The following is an 18,025-nucleotide window of genomic DNA, read 5'->3' on the forward strand; positions in this document are numbered from 1 at the left end:
CATGGGGTCGTTCGAGATCACCAAGCGGTTCCGGTTCGAGGCGGCCCATCGCCTGGACGGGCTGCCCGAAGGGCATCCATGTGGCCGATTGCACGGGCACTCGTACCGGGTGGACGTAAAACTCACCGCTGACAGGCTGATCAGCCCCGGCTTCGTCACTGACTTCGCCGACCTGGCCCCGGTCCAGAAATATCTGGACACCGCGCTCGACCACCGGCTGCTGAACGACGTCCTCGACATCGAACCCACCTCGGAGAACCTCGCCCGGCATCTGGCCGAATGGTTCCTCGACAACCTTCAGGCCGGTCTGCCCGGACGGCTGCTGGCGGTCACGGTCTCGGAGACCGAGACGAGTTCGGCCGAATATCGGGTGGAGCCGTGACGAGCGAGGCATCTCTTCTGGTCGCCGAGACCTTCGGGCCGACCCTGCAGGGTGAGGGGCCGAGCTGTGGCCGGCAGGCCGTCTTCATCCGTCTCTCCCGCTGCAATCTCAGGTGTTCCTTCTGCGACACCCCCTACACCTGGGACTGGAGCCGCTACGACCCGCGCGCCGAGGCCCGGACCATGACGGTTTCTGCTCTGACGGCCTGGGCGCTCGGCCTGTCGCCTCGCCTGGTCGTCATCACCGGAGGAGAGCCCCTGCTTCAGCAGGCCGGTCTGATCCCGCTGGTCACCGAGCTGATCGCGGCGGACCGACGGGTGGAGATCGAAACGAACGGTACGGTCGTTCCCGACCCGGGGCTGGTCCGGAAGGGCGTTCAGTTCAATGTCTCACCCAAGCTCCGCAACGCCGGAATGCCACATGATCGACGTCTGGTGCAGGACGCCCTGATCGCTTTCGCCGCGAGCGGCCAGGCCGTGTTCAAGTTCGTCGCCGAAAACCACGACGACCTCGACGAAATAGCCGAGGCCGAGCGTCGCTACGGTCTGTCGCCCGTCTGGGTGATGCCGGAAGGAGCACGCGCCGACGTCGTACTGGACCGTGCGCTGAAGCTCGCGGACGAGGTTGTCGCCCACGGATGGCATCTGACCCTCCGCCTGCAGGTACTCCTCTGGGAGGCGGCTCGTGGCCACTGACGGCACCGCGGACGAGCTGATCATCGTCGGCTGCTCCCGTCGCAAGCTCGACACCGCGACCCCGGTCGCCGCGCTGGAGCTCTATCTGGGCTGTTGTTTCCCGCAGTTGCGCGGGCGGATCGCGAGCAGCCCTCGTCACCGAGTCCGCGTCCTGATCCTCTCCGCGCTGCACGGCCTCATCACCGCCGACACCCCGCTCCTGCCGTACGACGTACGGATGACCCCGGAGAGGGCAACCGAGCTGCGGGCCGCGTGCACGGCGGTGCTCGCGGACATACCGCGCTCGGAGACGCTGCTCCTGATGGAGCACGGTTATAGCCGGGCCCTGCCCGACCGCGCCGGTCGCCTCATCGCCGACCCGGTGGGCTCCTGGCCTGAGGTCGCCACGGTGCTGGACTCGTGGGGGTGGCCGTGACAACGGTGGACGAGCAGCAGAGGGTCTTCGAGCGTGAGCGGACATGGATCGTCTCCGACGAGACGTTCCTGGCCGCGGCCCACGCGATCGGCCGTCACGAACGACTCCGGCCAACGACGCTCATCGTCGGAATCGAACGAGGCGGTGTAAGACTCGCCCACCGCCTCGGGATTCTCCTCGATGTTCCGGCCCGCATCGTCCGGGCCCAGCACAACACCGACGACACCGTCGGCCTCGCGGACACCGGCCGTGTCGTAGTGGATCCGATCGACCTCGGGACGGACTGTGATCCACGAAGGATCCTGCTCGTCGATGACATCTGCGGTTCGGGAGCCACGATGGACGCGGTCACCCGCGCCCTCGGTGCCGTCGTCACCGGTTCGATCAGAACCGCGGTCCTCTGCCGAAATCTGGGCGCTGCCCGAGATCCCGACCTCTGGATCTGGGACGTCGCCGACTGGGTCGTCTTCCCCTGGGAAACTCCGCCGCCGGATATCCGGAGCGAGCGTCTTTCCCTCCCCGAGCGCCTTCAGACGAGGAAGGAACCATGAGCGTCATCGCGTTCTGCCTGCTCAGCTATGCCCGTGACGAACCGGCCGGGATCGAGCGCAGCGTGGCGGCCCTGGCCGAGGGGTGTCGGCTCCTGGGTCATCGGCCGATCATCCTGACCGCCTCCCACGCGGGGGAGCCGCCCGTTGATCCCGACGTCATTCCGCTCCGCTCCCTCGTTCTGCCCCGGCCCGTCCTGAAGCAACACATTCTCGACGCGCTCGCGGATCCGTCCGCCGTCGTCGACGAGTTACGGCAGGTGCTCGATGACCAGCGAGCCGACGTGGTCTGCTGGGCCGACGCGCTCTGGGGTCTCGGTTATCTGAACGCCGTACCGTCACGAACCCACTCGGTGTTGATGGTCCACAAGATCCGGGACGACCGGCTTTTCGACGACGCGCTGGCCGGTGCCGACCTGGTGTGCCCGATCAGTGACTATCTCTTGGCCGAAGGGGATGTCGCCGGGTTCGACACCCGTGCCTGGCGGCTCGTCCCCAACGCCCTGCTTTCCGAAGGCACTCCCGTATCCGCCGCAAGGCGAGAGCATCTCCGCCAGAGTGCACCGGTCCGCATTGTTTCGCGTGCCGAGCCGTACAAGGGGCTGGCGGAACTGCTGAGCGCCATCCCGCCGACGTGGACCAGGCCGGTCGAGCTGGTGCTGGCCTTCGCCGGGTTCGAATACTGGGACGGCATGCAGGATGAGGTCCTCGCCGCCTGCCGTACGGCGGCGGAGAAGAGGCCGGATGTCGTGCGTATGCTGCCTGCTCTGGGCTGGGAACAGGTACCCGATTTCTTCGCCGGAGCGAGTGCCACGGTCGTCTCCAGCTACGAACCGGAGACGTTCTGCAACGCGGCTGCCGAGGCGTTGAGCGTGGGGACTCCGGTGTGCGGGTTCGATCTGGGCAACCTGCCCTACCTCACCGGACGGGCAGGGGCGTTGATCCCGCTGGAAGAAGGGTTCGGTGCTCTCTGGCGTGAACTCGGCGACCTCCTTGACGAGCCCGCTGCCTACCACGCCGCCTCCCTCGCGGCTCCAGGACAGGTCAGCCGGAACCATCCTGCTGAAGTCGTCACCACCCTGCTGGCCGCCATCGGAGCGGAATCGAACCAGAGGAGTATTCGGTGAGCATGATGGCGCTTTCCGCTGGTGAACAGGTGTTGGTGATCGCACCTCATGCCGATGACGAGACCCTCGGCGCGGGCGGCACCATCGCCCGGTTCGTCGAATACGGTCTTCAGGTCCACGTCCTGGCGATCGGATGTGGTGTCACCGGGGAGGGGGAGCGGCTGGCGGAATTCGGCGCAGCCTGCGACGCGCTCGGCGTCACCGGAAGGGCGATCGCCTGGCCGGGGGTGAGCGGGCGCGATCCCGCCGGTCGCGCTCGCGACCTGGTCGAACTCATCGAGTTCGGCGCAGAGATGTCGTTGCGGGCGCTGAGTCCCGCAGCGCTCCTGATTCCTGTGCACGGCTCCTTTCACCAGGACCACCGTGCCGTTCACCAGGCCGCCATCGCCGCCGCGCGCCCGGTGGGGAACGCGCGTCCGAAGCCGCGCATCGTGCTGGGGTACGCCGGACCCGAGGACCGCACATGGGGCTCGGGCCGGAGCACGCTCAACGTCCATGTTGACACCACCTCCGTGTGGGCGAGCAAGGAGAAGGCACTCGGGTGCTACATCTCGCAGATGCGCGACCCTTCCCACCCCCGGAGCATCGAGCGTGTTCGCGCCATTGACACGGCGGGTGGCGCCGCGATCGGGAGCGAGCTCGCGGAGAGCTTCGTGGCCTACCGGATGGCGTTCTGATGAACGGCACACGCGTTCTTGTCGCTCACCAGCCCGCCTACCTGCCCTGGCCCGGCTACCTTTCCCGGCTTGTCGGCACCGAGACCCTCGTGCTGCTGGACCACGTCCAGTTCTCCGAACGCGGCTGGCAGCACCGCAACTTCATCCGGGGTGTTCGCGGTGACCGGCTCCGGCTGACCGTTCCGGTCCGCAGACGATTCGGACAGTCCATCCGCGAGGTGCGGCTCGCTGACACGGTATGGGCGGAGAGGCACTGGCGCTCCATCGACCAGTGCTACCGCAAGGCCGCTTTCTGGCCCCGGTACGGCGAAGGGCTGCGGGCCATTTACGCCGCAGGATGGGAGCGCCTGGTCGACGTCAACCAGGCGCTTCTGCGGTTCCTTTTTGAGGCTTTCGGGCTGCGAATCCGGTGTGTCCGTTCGTCGGATCTCGCACCTGAGGGAACGGGAACGCGGATGCTCGCCGACCTTGCCCGCCGCACGGGAAAGACCGTCTTGCGCGTCGGCACCGGTGCGGCCCGCTACCTGGAACCCACCGTGTTGGCCGACGCCGGGATCGCCGTTCAGGTGGCCACCTACGAGACGACCGGCGAACAGCCTCTCTCCGCCCTCGACCTGCTCATGCGCCACGGCCCGGACGCCCGCGCCCTCCTGGAGAACCGGGGACGGATTCACCCGCTGGTGACGTCATGACCATGGACATCACTCGTGTCGAGCAGCTCTACCGGGAGCTTCTCGTCGCTTTCGGAGAGGATCCGGACCGGGAGGGGCTGCGCGACACGCCTCGGCGCGCGGCCGGTTTCTGGCGGGACTTCCTCGGCTACGACGCCGGCCGTACCGACACCGCTTTCGCCCAGGAGATCACCGGCGATCACCTGGTGCTCGTCAGCGGGATCCGATCCTGGTCGATGTGCGAGCACCACCTGCTCCCCATCGACCTGGGAGTGACCATCGGCTACGTTCCGGCGAGCTCCGTGCTGGGTCTGTCGAAGCTCGTCCGCATCACCGAGATGGCCGCCCGTCGCCTCCAGGTGCAGGAACGGATCGTCGAGCGGATCGCCGCAGAGGTGATGAAGGTGACGGGCAGCGCCGACGTCGCCGTGACCGGCGTCGGCCATCACCTGTGTATGAGCATGCGGGGCGTTCGGTCGGCGGGGGCACGTACCGTGACCCAGTCCTGGCACGGCCGGTTCCCGCACGACCCGCACCTGGCCGCACGAATGCTCTCCGGAACCTCGGAGGGAAAGTCGTGACGGCGCCTCGAATCCGACACAGCCGGGTCAGTGTCGAGGGCCCGAACGGCGTGGGCAAGTCCTACCTGATCGACCAGGTCGCGGTACGGCTCGAAGACACGGTCACGCCTCTCGCGGAGCTGCCCGACGTCGGGGCGGATCGGCTGTCCGGCAGGCTCGTGGCCGCGCTTCAGGCAGGCGGTGATCCATTCCTCAGGACGGGGTTTCCGCTCGCGGAGACCTTCACCTTGCTCGGGCTCGCGGTCCGGCGCTACGAGCACGTCGCCGGAGCGTTCGCGGGGAAGCCCACGGTCGTTCTCGAAGACCGGGGAACGGACACCGTGGCCGTCTATCAGGCGGTGATTCTGACCGAGGACGCCGATCATGAGTCTGAGGTCGTCCTCGCGCTTCTGGATACAGCCGCCGCCTGGTGTCCCGCACCTGATCTGTCCGTCCTCCTGCTCGACGACCCCGATCTGTGCCTGGTCCGCTGGGAGGAACGGACCGGAGTCTCCGCGACGCCCGATCAGCGCCGGCTGATGGCACGTGCCCATGACCTCTACCTGTGGCTGGCCCGGCGGCAGCCGCACCGTTACACGATCATCGACCGGCGCGAGCTGAACGAGGAGCAGACCGTCGAGGCCCTGGCCGCCGTCTGCCGGGCGCTCGCTTCACGGGAGGAAAGATGAAGCGGCACATCACGCTGCTGTGGTCGCTGCGGTCCCCCTGCAATCTGGGATGCCCGTACTGCTACTTCGGCACGATCGAGGAGCATCGGGTAAAGGCGCCGGCACAGGCCGGGCAGCTCTCACATCTGTCGCGTGCCGATCTGAGCGTGAAAGAGGTATTCGCGTTCGCCCGCACGCTCGGCGACTCGGCCGTGGGCCGGGTGTTCCTAGCGGGAGGGGAGCCGCTCATCTGGCCACCGCTCATCGACCTGATCGCCGTGCTGAAGGCGGCGGAGATCGAGGTGGTCGTCTGCACCAACGGCATCCCGCTCAACCGGCCTGACGTTGTGGACGGGTTGCTGTCGTACGGCGTGGAAGCTGTCTCCGTGTCACTGGACTCGGCAGACCCCGGCTACAACGACCGGTGGCGCCCTTCCCGCAACGGTATGGATGGCTGGGACCAGGTCATCACCGGGATCCGCGCACTGGTCGAGAGACGAGCCGAGCGTGTCCATCCCCGAATCGGTCTCTACTCCGTCGTCACTAGGCTGAACATCCCGCAGGTCGTCGAGGTCGCCAAGCTCGCCGCCAATCTGGGGTGTGACTACTATGTGCCGCAGCCGGTGGCTCTGGAGCGGACGCACAGGTTCCACGACGAGCTGTCCCTGCGGCCCGAGGACGTCGTCCCGTTACGTGAAGCCTTCGCCGAACTCTACGAGAGCGGCTTCTCCCTGTCCCTTCCGCGGAGCACCTTCCCGGGTCAGGTGGTCTCCACCATCCTCCATGAGACCGGAACGGTCGCCGACTGCTTCGGTGGTCACCGCTTACGCTTCGTGCAGCCGGACGGATCGGTCTGGGACTGTCCCTCGTCACTGAAGATCGCCGAGACGCCGCAAGGACGGCGCCGCACCATCAAAGGACGGAACGCCGCGGAACTGTTCCCCGCCGTGGCCGGTTGTGGAGCGGCCTGCGGACTGTTCTCCCGCGACTGCGTGAACATGTGGCCACTGATGGACGCGGTGGCGATCTCCGATACCTCGGAAGGTCCCCGATGATCGTGGGCCGTACGAGCACACTCGCCGAGACACTGCTCGCCACCGTCGAACGCATGCCGTCGGCGGCAGGAGGCCCTTTAGTCGCCGAATTGGAGAAGGAGCTGGCAACGGCATTTGGAACGGCTCACGCCGTCGCGGTCTCCTCCGGAACCGCCGCCCTACATACCGCCCTTGTCGCGGCGGGGACAGGGCCAGGTGATGAGGTGCTGGTTCCCGCCGTCTGTGTCCCGATGACCCTCGCGGCCGTCATCCACTGCGGGGCACGTCCGATCCCAGTGGACTGTGACGAGTCGGGGTTCGAGCTCGACTACGACGATTTGTCGAGCAAACTGACAGCGCGCACGCGAGCCGTCCTGCCTGTTCACCTCGCCGGTCGCTGCCTTGATCTGAGACGGCTGGCGAACTTCGCCGGTACGCACGGTCTCGCGCTGATCGAAGACGCCTGCCAAGCTCAGGGAAGCATCTTTGGCGACCGGTTCGCGGGAACTCACGGAACTGGATGCTTCTCTCTGAAGGACGGCAAGATCCTGTGGGCCGGAGAGGGAGGTTACGTCCTCACCAATGACGCCGAGCTCGCGGATACGGCACGCCGGTTCCGCACCCACGGTCAGGTCAGGCATTCGCGAGCCGGAACGCGCTTCGGCCACAACTACCGGATGCCCGAACTCACAGCCGCTCTTGCCCAGGCGAACCTCCGGCTGTTCCCCCAGCTCCTGGCACGCCGTCGCCGTCAGACCGCCTTGCTTGCGGCCCTCCTGGACGGCCTTCCCGGGGTCGTCTTCCCGTTTCCCGCGATCGCCGAGACCTGGAACGGCTACGCGCCGATCTTCCGTCTGGCTCTGTCGCGCCCCCGCGAGCTCTGCCTGCGCTTGGCGCACGCCGGAGTGCCCAACAGCGTCGGAACCTTCGGACTGATCTCCGCAGACCAGCTTCCCGCGATGGTTTCGTACGGACCGGCGCCATGTCCGCGCGCCCGGGAATCGGTGGATCGCACACTGGCCGTCGTCATCCAGGAGCAGGATGACGACGAGCGGATCCGCCAGCTCGCCGACACCATCACGCGGGAGGTACGCCAGTGGGCCTGATCGACGAGGAAGCGTTCAGCGCCGTCACGTTCATCGTGATCGACTTCGAGACCGTCACCCCCTCGGGACGGCGGCCGGAGCCCACCGAGATTGCCGCTGTCGCGGTGCGCCCTCGTGACGGCGCCTTCGTGGAAACCGGCCGGTTCACCTCACTGATCCGGCCACCCGGCGACGTGGCGATCACCCGGTTCGACACCGCCCAGACCGGTATCACCGCGGAGATGGTCGCCCAGGCACCCGACGCCGCCACGGTGATGTCCACCCTGGAACGGAGACTCACGCAACCGCCGTACCTGCTCGTCGCTCATAACGCGCCTTACGAGGCCGGGCTCATCTTCGACCGGCGCGATTCGTGTCCCGCCCTGGCCCGGACGCCGCTGCTCGACACCGTCCGCCTGGCACGTGCCGCCTACCCCGACATGCGGCGGCACCGGCTGGACGACCTGGTCCGGCATCTGAAGATCACGCCGCCGGTCGACAGGCACCGGGCGCTACCCGACGTCCTCGTCACCCTGGCCGTCTTCACCCAAATGCTGGAAGGGACGACGTGGACGAGCCTCGCGCAACTCCAGGCGGTTGCCGGCATCACCCCGCGAGCGCTCGACATCGAGAGGGAGACGGCGAAAGGGCGACAAGACCCGCTTTTCCCCTGACTCCTCGTTGAACGGAGAGCTCATGCGAAATGTCCAAATTTGGGGAACTCTGGTCGCTGTAGAAGGCATCAGCGGTACCGGTAAGACCTACCTGACCGCTCGTGCGCTGGCCAAGCTCGGCCCGGACGCCCCACAGCAGGTTGACGGTTTCTCCGAGCGGCTCGGTCGCCCCGACCTCGGCAGCATCATCATTGGGGAGTTGGTCAGCGCATCGGCTGGAGATCCCTTTCTCCGTGGTGGTTACCTGGCCTCTGAGACGCTGCTCCTGCTGGCCCTGCAGATGCACAAGTACGAGACCGCGCTGTCCGAGCTTCGCCAGGGCCGGAACGTGATCGAAGGGCGTGGTGTGCATGCCGTCGCCGTCTATCAGGCGGTGCTCCATCACCCGGACGACTTCGGAGCGGCGCGGCGCCACGCCCGCGAGATCCTTGCCCTCGCCGGACGCTGGCGGCCTCTGCCAGACCGGGTGATTCTGATCGCCGACGATGTCGAGAGCGCGCTTTCCCGGGCCGAGGCACGAGACCGTCGAGTGTTCAGCGCCGAGGAAAAACGGCTGCACGCTCTCTCGGCCCGACTCTTCCTCGATCTGGCCCAATCCGACCCCGGGTGCGTGCGTCTCCTGGATCGGAGAGATATCGAAGAGGACGAGGCGATCTCGCTGCTTGCCCCGTGGCTGAGCCTCGGGCAGGAGACGATGCCATGAGTCACCGGCTCTGCTCGCACGTCCGCGACATGCTTCCCCGCTACCTTTGCGGAAATCTCGCGGACAAGGATGGGATCCGGGAGCACCTTGCCGAATGCTCATCATGCCGGGATCGCTGGAACCGCTACCGCTGGGAGGCGGCCTCATCCAGCACCGCTTACACCGAGTTGCGAACCTTCCTCGGTGAGGACTTCGTCCCCTACCTCGACTCATCCGCGACCCTGGCCGAGGACTGGCGGGAGCAAGGCCCTCCGGATGCAGAGGGCCTTGCGCAGTTCTTCCGGCAGAGCGCCGCGTACCTCTACAACCTGGTCATCTGGCAGGCCAGCGGCAACCGTCCCGACTACGCGGCAGCCGGAATCCCGCTCCTCGATGTCGCCAGAGCGCGGACGGTCGTGGATTTCGGATGTGGCGTCGGAAATGACACCCTGCCGCTCCTCGACGCCGGGTTCGACGTGACCGCATGCGACTACGACTCGCCCTCGACGGACTTCCTGCGGTGGAGGCTCCGCCGCCGTGGCCAGGACGGGATTCCGGTGGTCGAACCCGCCCAGACGTATGGCATGCCCTGCCCCGACGCGCTCTGGATCATCGACACCCTCGATCATCTGCCTGATATCGAAGTGGCTCTCAGCCACTTGCTGGCGGGCGTCCGGGTCGTCGTTTGCGAAGACCTGGCCGTACGCCGTGGCGTCACTCGCAAGGGATTCCACCGATCGCTGGACCCCGACGAGGTGGCCAGGATCTTCGAGCGCCATGGCCTGTTACCGGCATCCCGGGATCCCGCCTCCCCGGTGATGGGCTGGCTGCGCTGAGTCGGGAGGGCGATACGTCACCCACTGCGGGGCGAGGGTACGTCGCTGATCTCGTCGATCACCTCGAACAACTCCTTGACCTGTATCCGAGAGTCCTCCGCCATATGCTCCACGATGGCCACTTCGTCGGCATCGAACCAGGTGAACGGATGCACCGATTCTGATCGCGGTTCGGCTGATGGCGCTGTGCCGACATACAGATGGTCGACGTGGACGTGTGGCGCGGTGGTGTGCCGGTCGGCCGCCACGTTGAGCTCGACCACCCACCAGGGGGCGGGGATGGCCGGATGGGGAAACGCGGCCGGCAGCGGGACCGAAGGTCCTTGCACGAGTGTGACGACCAGGCCGGTCTCCTCGGTGACCTCCCGGACTGCGGCCTCGGCGGGATTCTCGTTGGGCTCGACGTGCCCGCCCGGGAGCATCCACGACTCCAGGCGGGGATGCCAGATCAAGCCGATCTTCCAGCCTCCGGCGAAGCGGTGGAAGACGAACACGCTGGCGGTGGCCTCTTTCACGGACATCTCTGACGATCACTCTCACGGCTGGCTGTTGGACCTACGGGGAACGAGATCCGAGCTTGGCACAGAGGCGAGGTGACCGGAACGGAGAAGATCCGCATGTCGATGTGACCGCGGCCTGTTCGAGATGAAGGGGGCCGGCGTCCAGGACAAGGATGGGATCAGGTCCACGGACGCTGGCCTTCCGGAAGGTCCACACCTGGCACGGGGGAGCCAGGCGTGGACCGGTTTTGGGGGCCAGGTGGTCAACCGCTACGTGTCGGTAGTGCGAAGGCGATGGCTTTACCGGCCTGATTGGTGCTGAAAATCCTGGTCGGATAAGTACGACAGCGGCCTTGAGAGAGCAGGTACGCCAGCGGCAGCCCCCGTCCGGTCTCCGCATCCGGAGACTTCTCGGTCTCGCCCTGGTGGAGCTTGCCCAGAATGATGGAGACCGTGGCCGGGTCTCGATCCCCGTCCACAACTTCGCACCACATCGGCATCTCACCGATGCTGAGGATGCGGAGTTCGTACGGAGGCTCAGCATGGATCTCGGCATTCGCTCCGAGCTCCGCGACGATGCTCTCGGCGTTGCTCACCTCGTCGTCGGCTATCGAGGCCGCCCGAAGAGCCTGACGAACCGCGGAGCGTGCTCCGCGCGCGACCGACCCGGACTCCAGAACCCACACCGAGAGCTGATAGTTGGTGTCGAGCACTCCCAGGCGGATCAGTTTCTCGGTATTCGACGGATTGGTGAGCAAGGCCAGTGGGACACATTGGGGCGGCTCGCGGTACCCAGCTCGCGTGGGGTGGTCACCGGCCACACGATCGCCAAGGTCGACGACGACCGGGCGCTCGGCCGCAGGAAAAACATTCCTCACCTGACCTCCATGGTGAATTCCTGTCCCGATCCCATTCGCAGGGTGATCCCTCTTCGTACGACTGTGATATATCGATCGCAGACAGTAATGGGGTGGGCGCAGAGTTCGCCCGGTGGAATCAAGAAAACCCCTTCGGTCCCACCACGAACAGGAAAAACATGTTGTCTCGCTGTTGTCTTCTTCCGGCGGAAGCCCATTACGGCCAGTCTGGCTGGATCGATCAGGTTTACAGTCACGGGAAAGGAGGCGATGCGAATGTCCCGACGAGTGCTGACACAGGCTGACGGAGTCCTCGTGCACCCTTTGAGCTACATCCGTGCCGAACGCGGATGGAGCTACCAGGACCTGGTGGACGTCATCGCCAGGCGAGCCGGAAACATGGCGCGGCGAAGGGAGAAGGCATGGCGCTGGGAACACTGGGGGGTCGTTCCCGATCGTGAGACGCAGATCGCCCTGGCGGCCGAGCTCGGCATCCGCCAAGAACTCATCGACACGCAGCCGTGGCCGGAGTGGCTGCCCGCCGGCGACCCCATTCGAGCCGAATTCTCCTGGGATCAACCGGGCAGCATGCTCGCGATCGATCAGGCGTTGGGGAACGCGATGATGGATCGGCGCGGTTTCATGCGACTGACCGGAGCGGGTCTGGCCGGGTTCGCGACCGAGTGGCTCAACGTCGACCCGGTGGAGTTGACGTCCGTCCTGCGGGGTGGACGGATCACCGAAGACTTCGTGTCTCAGATCGAGGCGGGCATGCCTCGTCTGCGCATGCTGGGAGAGGCTTACGGGGGGCAGCGGTCGCGCAGGCTGATCGACGCCGAGCTCGGCATGGTCGCCGAGGTGCTGGAGAAGTCCTCCTACAGCGTGGCCGTCGCCCAACGCCTGCACGGACTGGCTGCGGAGCTTGGACGCCTGGCCGGATACATCTCCTTCGACGCGGGACTGCACTCGGCGGCCCAGCGTTACTGGGTCGCGGCCGTCCACTCCGCGCATGCGGCCGGTGACCGTGCGCTGGGGGCGAACATTCTCAAGTCCATGGCCCTGCAGTGCTACGACTTCGGTGACTTCTCCGGCTTTCTGGCCATCGCCCGCACCGCCTACGAGGGCGCCGGGAACGCCACGCCACGGACCGTCGGCATGCTGGCCGTACGGCTGGCCCGCGCGCATGCGAGCGTTCACGACGATGCCGAGGCTCATCGCCTGCTGGGCGTCGCCGACACGTACTTCGGTCAGGGGCCGCGCGACGACGATCCGGCGTGGATCGGTTACTTCGACGAAGGCGAGTTCCATGCCCAGGTCGGCATGTGTTACCTCGAACTCGGCAACATGCGACAGGCGGATTCGCGCCTGGACAAGGCCCTGAAAGGATTTTTCACGGCCAAACCGTTGGACCATGCCACCTACCTCGTCATGCGCGCCCGTGTTCAGAACGAACTTGGCAATGCCGACCAGGCCGGTGACCTGCTTCATCAGGCGGTGTCACTGATCGAGCAGGCCCCCTCCCGGCGCAATGTCGACCGGCTGGTCGCGGTCCGCGACCGGCTGCCCGATGGCATCCGCGGAAACGACCTCGACCAGCGTTTGTCTACCCTGACGGGATGACCATGACCGACCCTCAGCGCGTCGCCGTCGTCACCGGAGCCAATCGGGGCCTCGGCAGAGCCATCGCCACCGAACTGGCCGAACGTGGCCTTCGTGTCATCATCACCGCACGGGACGCCCAGGCGGCCGACGCGCTTTCCCGGGAGCTGAACGAGAAGGGCCTGGTGACCTCGGGGCATCAGCTCGACGTCACCGACCCGGTCAGCGTGGCTCTCTGCTTCGCCGACGTCGGCATCCAGCAGGGCCGCCTGGACGTGCTGGTCAACAACGCCGGAATCGCCATCGATCGAGGCCAGCTCGCGGCTGGCCCCGACCTTGAGCGCGTCCACGCGACGATGGAGACCAACCTGATGGGGGCGTGGCGGTGCGCCGCCGCCGCGATCGTCGAGATGCGCTCCAACGGCTACGGCCGGATCGTCAACATCACCAGCCACCTTGGGTCGATCTCCACGATGGCCGACACCAACGTGGCCTACCGCGTCTCCAAGGCCGGGCTGAACGCGCTCACCCGGATCCTCGCCGTCGAGCTCCGGGGCACCAACATCCTGGTCAACGCCGTCTCACCCGGTCGGATCAGCACGCGCATGGCGGCTGGTGAGACCGACAGGACACCCGAGCAGGCCACTGACACCCCGGTCTGGCTCGCCACCCTCCCCGACGACGGCCCCACCGGCGGCCTCTTCCACAACCGCGAACCACTGTCCTGGTGATCCAAGGAATCGCCATTCGGGGTGACTCCGATGAAGACCACCCTGGAGGGGGTCGCCGCGCGGATCCGGGCCGCCACGGCGACGCTGGCCGAGACCTCCGGCGGGGCGCTGCTGGCCGTCAGGGCCGAGCGGCTGGACGGGATGGCGCAGATGCTCGCCGGGCTCGGCCGGCCGTTCACCGTGATCGCCCTCGCCGAGCTGCGCGACGAGATCAGGGCCCTCGCCACCCGCCTCCTCGCTTCTGCCGACGCCTCCCCACCTTGACCCCCGGTCCTTCCCTCACCCGGCGGTATCAGCCTCGAAGAGCTCGCTCAGCGGCATGAGGGCCTCGCGGGGATGACGTGATCTCCATGACGGTTTCCCATCCGTGGCCCGGTGACGGGGCGGTCGGGTGCATGACGGTGTCGCCCGCGATTCTGGGCTCTCGGCGGGCCGGATCAACACGGTCGTCAGGTCCGGGTGCGTTTGAGCAGGGCGATGACCGCGCGCTCCGCCGCGCCGTGCGTGGCCGGGCCGTCGCCCGCGCCCAGATCGGCGAGGGCACGGTCGATGGTCTTCCCGCGTTCGTACGCTGTGATCACCCGGGGATCGACGTAGGAGGCCCGAGCCACCGCCGGGGTGTTGCCGAGGTGGTCGGCCACCTCCTTCATGACCCGGGTGACGGCCTTACGGCGGCCGGTCCGGGTGCGGACCCGTTTGGAGACGGCCAGGCCGACGGCGGCGTACACGGTGGCGTGCCAGGTCCGGAAGTCCTTGGCGGTGACCTCGGCGCCGAAACGGTCGCGCAGGTAGGCGTTGATGTCGTCGCTCTTGACGTCGACCCAGACGCCGTCCTTCTCGTAGCCGAGCAACTCGCCCTCGTCGCGAGCTTCGCGCAACGCCGTGACGACCGCGCAGACCTCCGGATCGGTGATCTCGATCTCCCGGGGTATGCCGCCCTTGGCCGGATAGGAACAGGTCACCCGGCCGTTGGAGCACGTGACGTGCTCCAGGCGCAGGGTGGCCAGGCCGAAGGACTCGTAGGACTCGCCGCCGACCCGGAAAAGACCGATGTCCAGCATGCGCGCCGCGGCGGCCAGCACCCGGTCCCTGGTCAGGCCCTTCTCGTCGAGATCAGCCGCGATCTTCTCGCGGAAGCCGGGCAGGCGTTCGGCCAGCTTGCCGACCCGCTCGAACTTGGCCCGGTCCTGTTCCTCGCGCCAGACGTCGTGGTAGCGGTACTGGCGGCGGCCCGCGGCGTCGGTTCCCACGGCCTGGATGTGGCCGTCGGGATCACGGCAGATCCAGACCTCCCGCCAGGCCGGGGGAAGGACCAGGGCCCGGATCCTGCGCAGGGTGCGCCCGTCCTTTACCGGGCGGCCGTCGCCGTAGGCGTAGGAGAAGGAACGCCCGCGCCGGCGGCGCGTGATGCCGGGTTCGGCGGGATCACTGGGCCGCAACTCGGTCATGTCAGCCGGGGAGGGTCTCGCCGCCGACGGGCGCCAGGACCTCTCCCGTGTAGTAGGACGAGAGACGTCCGGAGGCGAAGAACTCATATGACGGCGCGATCTCGTCGGGGTCCGCGGCCCGCTTCATCGGGGCCTGCCTGCCGAACTCGTCCACCTTCTCCGGCGGGAACGTGGCCGGGGTCAGCGGGGTCCAGACCGGCCCCGGAGCGACCGCGTTGACGAGGTTCCGGGCCGGTGGAGTCTGGTTCGTTTCCTCAGGCATCCCCGCCTTGTGCCCGTCGTCGTGACCACCTAACGAAGGTCGCGAATCCATGGGCAGGCTTTGCGGTCAGGAGGACCGACCTTCGGTACGAACACCCGCTCGGGAGCCTGCCTGAGGTTCCGTCGGCCGGTCCGGGGGAGTGAGCCGTCCCGGTCTCACGGTGGCCGTCGCCGATCCGTACGCGCCGGCGGAGGAGCGACTGCGGCCGCACGCGACTTAGGTCGCCCGTCTCGGGTAGACGGTCGCCCATGACCGAGCTCCAGGCGCCCGACCGCCCGACCGATGTGCTGAGACGTTCCTGGTGGCAGGTGCTGCGGCGAACCGTCGCGGAGTTCCAGGAGGACAAGATCACCGACTGGGCCGCCGCGCTGACCTACTACGCGGTCCTGTCGATCTTCCCCGCGCTCCTGGCCGTGGTGTCCCTTCTGGGGGTGTTCGGTCAGTCGGCCACGCAGCCGATCTCCGAGAACCTCAGTGCCATCGCGCCGGGCCCGGCCAAGCAGATCATCGACACGGTTCTCCAGTCGCTGCAGAGCAGCCCACGCGCGGCCGGCATCGCCACCGTCATCGGCCTCGCCGTCGCCCTCTGGTCGGCGTCGGGGTATGTCGGGGCGTTCATGCGAGCGGCGAACGTCATGTACGAGATGCCGGAGGGACGGCCGATCTGGAAGACGCTGCCGCTCCGGCTGGGGATCACCGCCATCCTGGTCGTCCTGATGGCCGTGGGCGCGGTCGCCGTGGTGTTCACCGGCACGCTCGCCGAGCAGGCCGGACGGCTGCTGGGGATCGGTGAGGCCGGGCTGACGATCTGGAACATCGCCAAGTGGCCGGTCCTGGTGGTCGTGGTCATCTTCGTGCTGGCGCTGCTGTACTGGTTCGCGCCCAACGTCGAGCATCCGGGGTTCCGGTGGATCACCCCGGGCAGCACCGTGGCGGTCATCGGGTGGATCGCCTCGTCGGCCCTGTTCGGCTTCTACGTGGCCAACTTCGGGACGTACAGCAAGACCTACGCCACGCTGGCGGGCGTCGTCGTCTTCCTGATCTGGTTGTGGATCACCAACATCGCGATCCTCCTCGGGGTGGAGTTCGACGCCGAGATCGCCAGAGGGCGCGCCATCGCCACGGGGCACCCCGCCGACGAGGAGCCCTACGTCGAACCACGGGACACTCGCAAGATCGATGACTGAAGCCGGTTCGACAGCCCTGGCGAAGTGACCCGATGTTCGACGGCTTCACCCTCGGTCAGGTCGAACCGGCCGAGGTCGCATCGCGCGTCCTGCTGCATATTCGCCGTGGTTCCCTATAACTCCTAAAACCCCAGGTTCCGCTACACATGCCTGGGTACGGCGTAAATATGGACAAAAGGGGTGAACGCTCTAAAGGTGACGAAGTGACGTGGAAGAGTCACGGTCAGACCGTTCACGGCAAGGTCGAGAAGAAGATCACCAAGCGCGCCGAGGACTCGGGACGTGAGGTCGACGCCTCGCCGGAGGAGCCGCAGTATCGCGTGCGCAGCGACAAGAGCGGGCGGACCGCCGTACACAAGCCGGAGGCCCTCGATGACGACGGGTGACAAGGACTTCGACGGCGCCGTCAACATGACGGCCGCCGAACTGGAGAAGTGGCTCGGCACCGACGAGTCGCGGAGCGTCGGCCAGAAGACCGAGGGGGGTGAGTCGGTCGGCCACGAGTCGGGGCGGAAGATCGTCGCGATCCTGCGCAAGAAGAGGACCGACATCACCGACGCCGACCGGGCCCACATGCGCAAGGTGACCGGCTACGTGCACCGCCACCTGGCTCAGCGGCCCAAGGGCGACGTCAGTGGCACGCCGTGGCGGTATTCGCTGATGAACTGGGGCCACGACCCGCAGAAGTAGTCACGGCCGGAATCCGGCGGCACCGAGCCGACCAGCCAGGCTCTCGGCACGCCTCTGGTCATGATGGCGATGTACGTGCACACGCCGGCCGCCGCGGCCTTCGGCGGCAGAGCGGTCCCCGCGACGGTGCCGGTCGCCGGGGGCATCATGCGGGGCGCCCGAGGCGGGGTGAACATCCCGCCACGGTGATATGCCGCGACGAAACGGGCAGGTGAACCGTTAAGCACGAGCTCACCGAAGGAGCGGGAGATGCCTAGAGGATCCAGTCCCAAACGAGAGCGCCAGTACGAGCACATCAAGGACAGCGTGAAACAGCGCGGCGAGAGCGACGAGCGAGCCGCGGAGATCGCTGCCCGGACGGTGAACAAGGAGCGTGCCAGAGCGGGGGAGTCCAGGACCGCGAGTCGCACGTCGACTCAGGACATCTCCTCATCCCGCCGTGGCGGGCTTCGCTCGCATTCGGGCGCCGGTGGCCGAACTCGTGATCAGCTGTACGCCGAGGCCAAAAAGCGCAACATCAAGGGCCGGTCGAAGATGTCCAAGGCGCAACTGGAAAACGCGCTGGGCTAAGGATCGAGGCGACGCCGGGTTGGCGCCCTCCACACTGAGCGGATGACGAGCGCGGAGCCGACGCCGTGGTCGCGGGCGCCGGGGTGGACGTGGACCGAGTGCTCGACGACCTCGGCGTAGGCGCACC

Annotated in this window: 24 protein-coding genes and 1 pseudogene; 21 read left to right on the top strand and 4 right to left on the bottom strand. The window is 67.1% G+C overall.

The features are described 5' to 3' along the window. Nucleotide 1: 1 nt before the first annotated feature. The 14 genes from queD to ABD817_RS23620 are packed head-to-tail and all read left to right on the top strand — an operon-like array spanning nt 2 to nt 10,054. Complete coding sequence (gene queD / locus ABD817_RS23555) at nt 2–382, top strand: 6-carboxytetrahydropterin synthase QueD (RefSeq protein WP_344920263.1); 381 nt, start codon at nt 2–4, stop codon at nt 380–382. Beyond that, on the top strand, nt 379–1,077 hold the full coding sequence (locus ABD817_RS23560; protein WP_344920264.1) for a 7-carboxy-7-deazaguanine synthase QueE: 699 nt from the start codon (nt 379–381) through the stop codon (nt 1,075–1,077). Before queD ends, ABD817_RS23560 begins: the two co-directional genes overlap by 4 nt. After that, entirely contained in the window at nt 1,067–1,492 is a 426-nt protein-coding gene (locus tag ABD817_RS23565) for a DUF6884 domain-containing protein (RefSeq protein WP_344920265.1), read from the top strand. The genes ABD817_RS23560 and ABD817_RS23565 overlap by 11 nt, the downstream gene beginning before the upstream one ends. Nucleotides 1,493–1,497: 5 nt before the next feature. Further along, entirely contained in the window at nt 1,498–2,043 is a 546-nt protein-coding gene (locus tag ABD817_RS23570; protein WP_344920266.1) for a phosphoribosyltransferase, read from the top strand. Continuing rightward, on the top strand, nt 2,040–3,167 hold the full coding sequence (locus ABD817_RS23575) for a glycosyltransferase family 4 protein (protein WP_344920267.1): 1,128 nt from the start codon (nt 2,040–2,042) through the stop codon (nt 3,165–3,167). Before ABD817_RS23570 ends, ABD817_RS23575 begins: the two co-directional genes overlap by 4 nt. A gap of 2 nt (nt 3,168–3,169) precedes the next feature. Next, the gene (locus ABD817_RS23580) at nt 3,170–3,844 is read left to right on the top strand and encodes a PIG-L deacetylase family protein (protein WP_344920482.1); all 675 of its coding nucleotides are present in this window, start codon (nt 3,170–3,172) and stop codon (nt 3,842–3,844) included. Then, the gene (locus tag ABD817_RS23585) at nt 3,844–4,536 is read left to right on the top strand and encodes a WbqC family protein (protein WP_344920268.1); all 693 of its coding nucleotides are present in this window, start codon (nt 3,844–3,846) and stop codon (nt 4,534–4,536) included. Before ABD817_RS23580 ends, ABD817_RS23585 begins: the two co-directional genes overlap by 1 nt. Before the next feature lie 2 nt (nt 4,537–4,538). Further along, nucleotides 4,539–5,096, top strand: coding sequence for a GTP cyclohydrolase I (gene folE, locus ABD817_RS23590; protein WP_344920269.1), 558 nt, complete (start codon nt 4,539–4,541; stop codon nt 5,094–5,096). Next, nucleotides 5,093–5,764: a thymidylate kinase gene (locus ABD817_RS23595; RefSeq protein ID WP_344920270.1), complete on the top strand. Its 672-nt coding sequence runs from the start codon at nt 5,093–5,095 to the stop codon at nt 5,762–5,764. The genes folE and ABD817_RS23595 overlap by 4 nt, the downstream gene beginning before the upstream one ends. After that, nucleotides 5,761–6,798, top strand: a complete 1,038-nt coding sequence (locus ABD817_RS23600; protein WP_344920271.1) for a radical SAM protein — start codon at nt 5,761–5,763, stop codon at nt 6,796–6,798. The genes ABD817_RS23595 and ABD817_RS23600 overlap by 4 nt, the downstream gene beginning before the upstream one ends. After that, entirely contained in the window at nt 6,795–7,883 is a 1,089-nt protein-coding gene (locus ABD817_RS23605; protein WP_344920272.1) for a DegT/DnrJ/EryC1/StrS family aminotransferase, read from the top strand. Before ABD817_RS23600 ends, ABD817_RS23605 begins: the two co-directional genes overlap by 4 nt. Then, the gene (locus tag ABD817_RS23610; protein WP_344920273.1) at nt 7,874–8,536 is read left to right on the top strand and encodes a 3'-5' exonuclease; all 663 of its coding nucleotides are present in this window, start codon (nt 7,874–7,876) and stop codon (nt 8,534–8,536) included. Before ABD817_RS23605 ends, ABD817_RS23610 begins: the two co-directional genes overlap by 10 nt. A gap of 22 nt (nt 8,537–8,558) precedes the next feature. Continuing rightward, nucleotides 8,559–9,239, top strand: a complete 681-nt coding sequence (locus ABD817_RS23615) for a thymidylate kinase (RefSeq protein WP_344920274.1) — start codon at nt 8,559–8,561, stop codon at nt 9,237–9,239. After that, nucleotides 9,236–10,054, top strand: coding sequence for a methyltransferase (locus ABD817_RS23620; protein WP_344920275.1), 819 nt, complete (start codon nt 9,236–9,238; stop codon nt 10,052–10,054). The genes ABD817_RS23615 and ABD817_RS23620 overlap by 4 nt, the downstream gene beginning before the upstream one ends. A 17-nt stretch (nt 10,055–10,071) precedes the next feature. On the opposite strand, the gene ABD817_RS23625 is transcribed toward ABD817_RS23620, so the two are convergent. Together ABD817_RS23625 and ABD817_RS23630 are read right to left on the bottom strand one after the other, a co-directional pair. Next, nucleotides 10,072–10,575, bottom strand: coding sequence for an NUDIX hydrolase (locus tag ABD817_RS23625; protein WP_344920276.1), 504 nt, complete (start codon nt 10,573–10,575; stop codon nt 10,072–10,074). A 242-nt stretch (nt 10,576–10,817) separates the two neighbouring features. Continuing rightward, nucleotides 10,818–11,432: a hypothetical protein gene (locus ABD817_RS23630; RefSeq protein ID WP_344920277.1), complete on the bottom strand. Its 615-nt coding sequence runs from the start codon at nt 11,430–11,432 to the stop codon at nt 10,818–10,820. Nucleotides 11,433–11,687: 255 nt separating this feature from the next. Here ABD817_RS23630 and ABD817_RS23635 point away from each other — a divergent pair, with 255 nt between their 5' ends. Genes ABD817_RS23635 through ABD817_RS23645 form a run of 3 tightly spaced genes read left to right on the top strand, consistent with a single transcriptional unit; the run spans nt 11,688 to nt 14,005 of the window. Then, on the top strand, nt 11,688–13,031 hold the full coding sequence (locus ABD817_RS23635) for an NsdA family TPR-like regulatory protein (RefSeq protein ID WP_486389323.1): 1,344 nt from the start codon (nt 11,688–11,690) through the stop codon (nt 13,029–13,031). Continuing rightward, nucleotides 13,028–13,741, top strand: coding sequence for an SDR family NAD(P)-dependent oxidoreductase (locus ABD817_RS23640; protein WP_344920279.1), 714 nt, complete (start codon nt 13,028–13,030; stop codon nt 13,739–13,741). Before ABD817_RS23635 ends, ABD817_RS23640 begins: the two co-directional genes overlap by 4 nt. 30 nt (nt 13,742–13,771) lie before the next feature. Beyond that, nucleotides 13,772–14,005, top strand: a complete 234-nt coding sequence (locus tag ABD817_RS23645; RefSeq protein ID WP_344920280.1) for a WCX domain-containing protein — start codon at nt 13,772–13,774, stop codon at nt 14,003–14,005. 185 nt (nt 14,006–14,190) lie between these two features. On the opposite strand, the gene ABD817_RS23650 is transcribed toward ABD817_RS23645, so the two are convergent. Continuing rightward, nucleotides 14,191–15,189, bottom strand: a complete 999-nt coding sequence (locus ABD817_RS23650) for a DNA topoisomerase IB (protein WP_344920281.1) — start codon at nt 15,187–15,189, stop codon at nt 14,191–14,193. Nucleotide 15,190: 1 nt separating this feature from the next. Continuing rightward, a pseudogene (locus tag ABD817_RS23655) lies at nt 15,191–15,409 on the bottom strand (SDR family oxidoreductase); the annotation flags it as partial. Between the two features lie 290 nt (nt 15,410–15,699). Here ABD817_RS23655 and ABD817_RS23660 point away from each other — a divergent pair. The 4 genes from ABD817_RS23660 (at nt 15,700) to ABD817_RS23675 (ending at nt 17,898) form a co-directional block, all read left to right on the top strand. Continuing rightward, nucleotides 15,700–16,638: a YihY/virulence factor BrkB family protein gene (locus tag ABD817_RS23660; RefSeq protein ID WP_344920282.1), complete on the top strand. Its 939-nt coding sequence runs from the start codon at nt 15,700–15,702 to the stop codon at nt 16,636–16,638. Between the two features lie 203 nt (nt 16,639–16,841). Continuing rightward, the gene (locus ABD817_RS23665) at nt 16,842–17,024 is read left to right on the top strand and encodes a hypervirulence associated TUDOR domain-containing protein (protein ID WP_344920283.1); all 183 of its coding nucleotides are present in this window, start codon (nt 16,842–16,844) and stop codon (nt 17,022–17,024) included. Next, nucleotides 17,011–17,328 carry a DUF3140 domain-containing protein gene (locus ABD817_RS23670; RefSeq protein WP_344920284.1) on the top strand — a complete coding sequence of 106 codons (318 nt, stop codon included), beginning with the start codon at nt 17,011–17,013 and terminating at the stop codon, nt 17,326–17,328. Before ABD817_RS23665 ends, ABD817_RS23670 begins: the two co-directional genes overlap by 14 nt. Before the next feature lie 249 nt (nt 17,329–17,577). Next, nucleotides 17,578–17,898, top strand: a complete 321-nt coding sequence (locus ABD817_RS23675) for a plasmid stabilization protein (protein ID WP_344920285.1) — start codon at nt 17,578–17,580, stop codon at nt 17,896–17,898. Nucleotides 17,899–18,025 lie beyond the last annotated feature (127 nt).

Source organism: Streptosporangium oxazolinicum, from assembly GCF_039537505.1.
In the GTDB taxonomy this organism is placed as follows: domain Bacteria; phylum Actinomycetota; class Actinomycetes; order Streptosporangiales; family Streptosporangiaceae; genus Streptosporangium; species Streptosporangium oxazolinicum.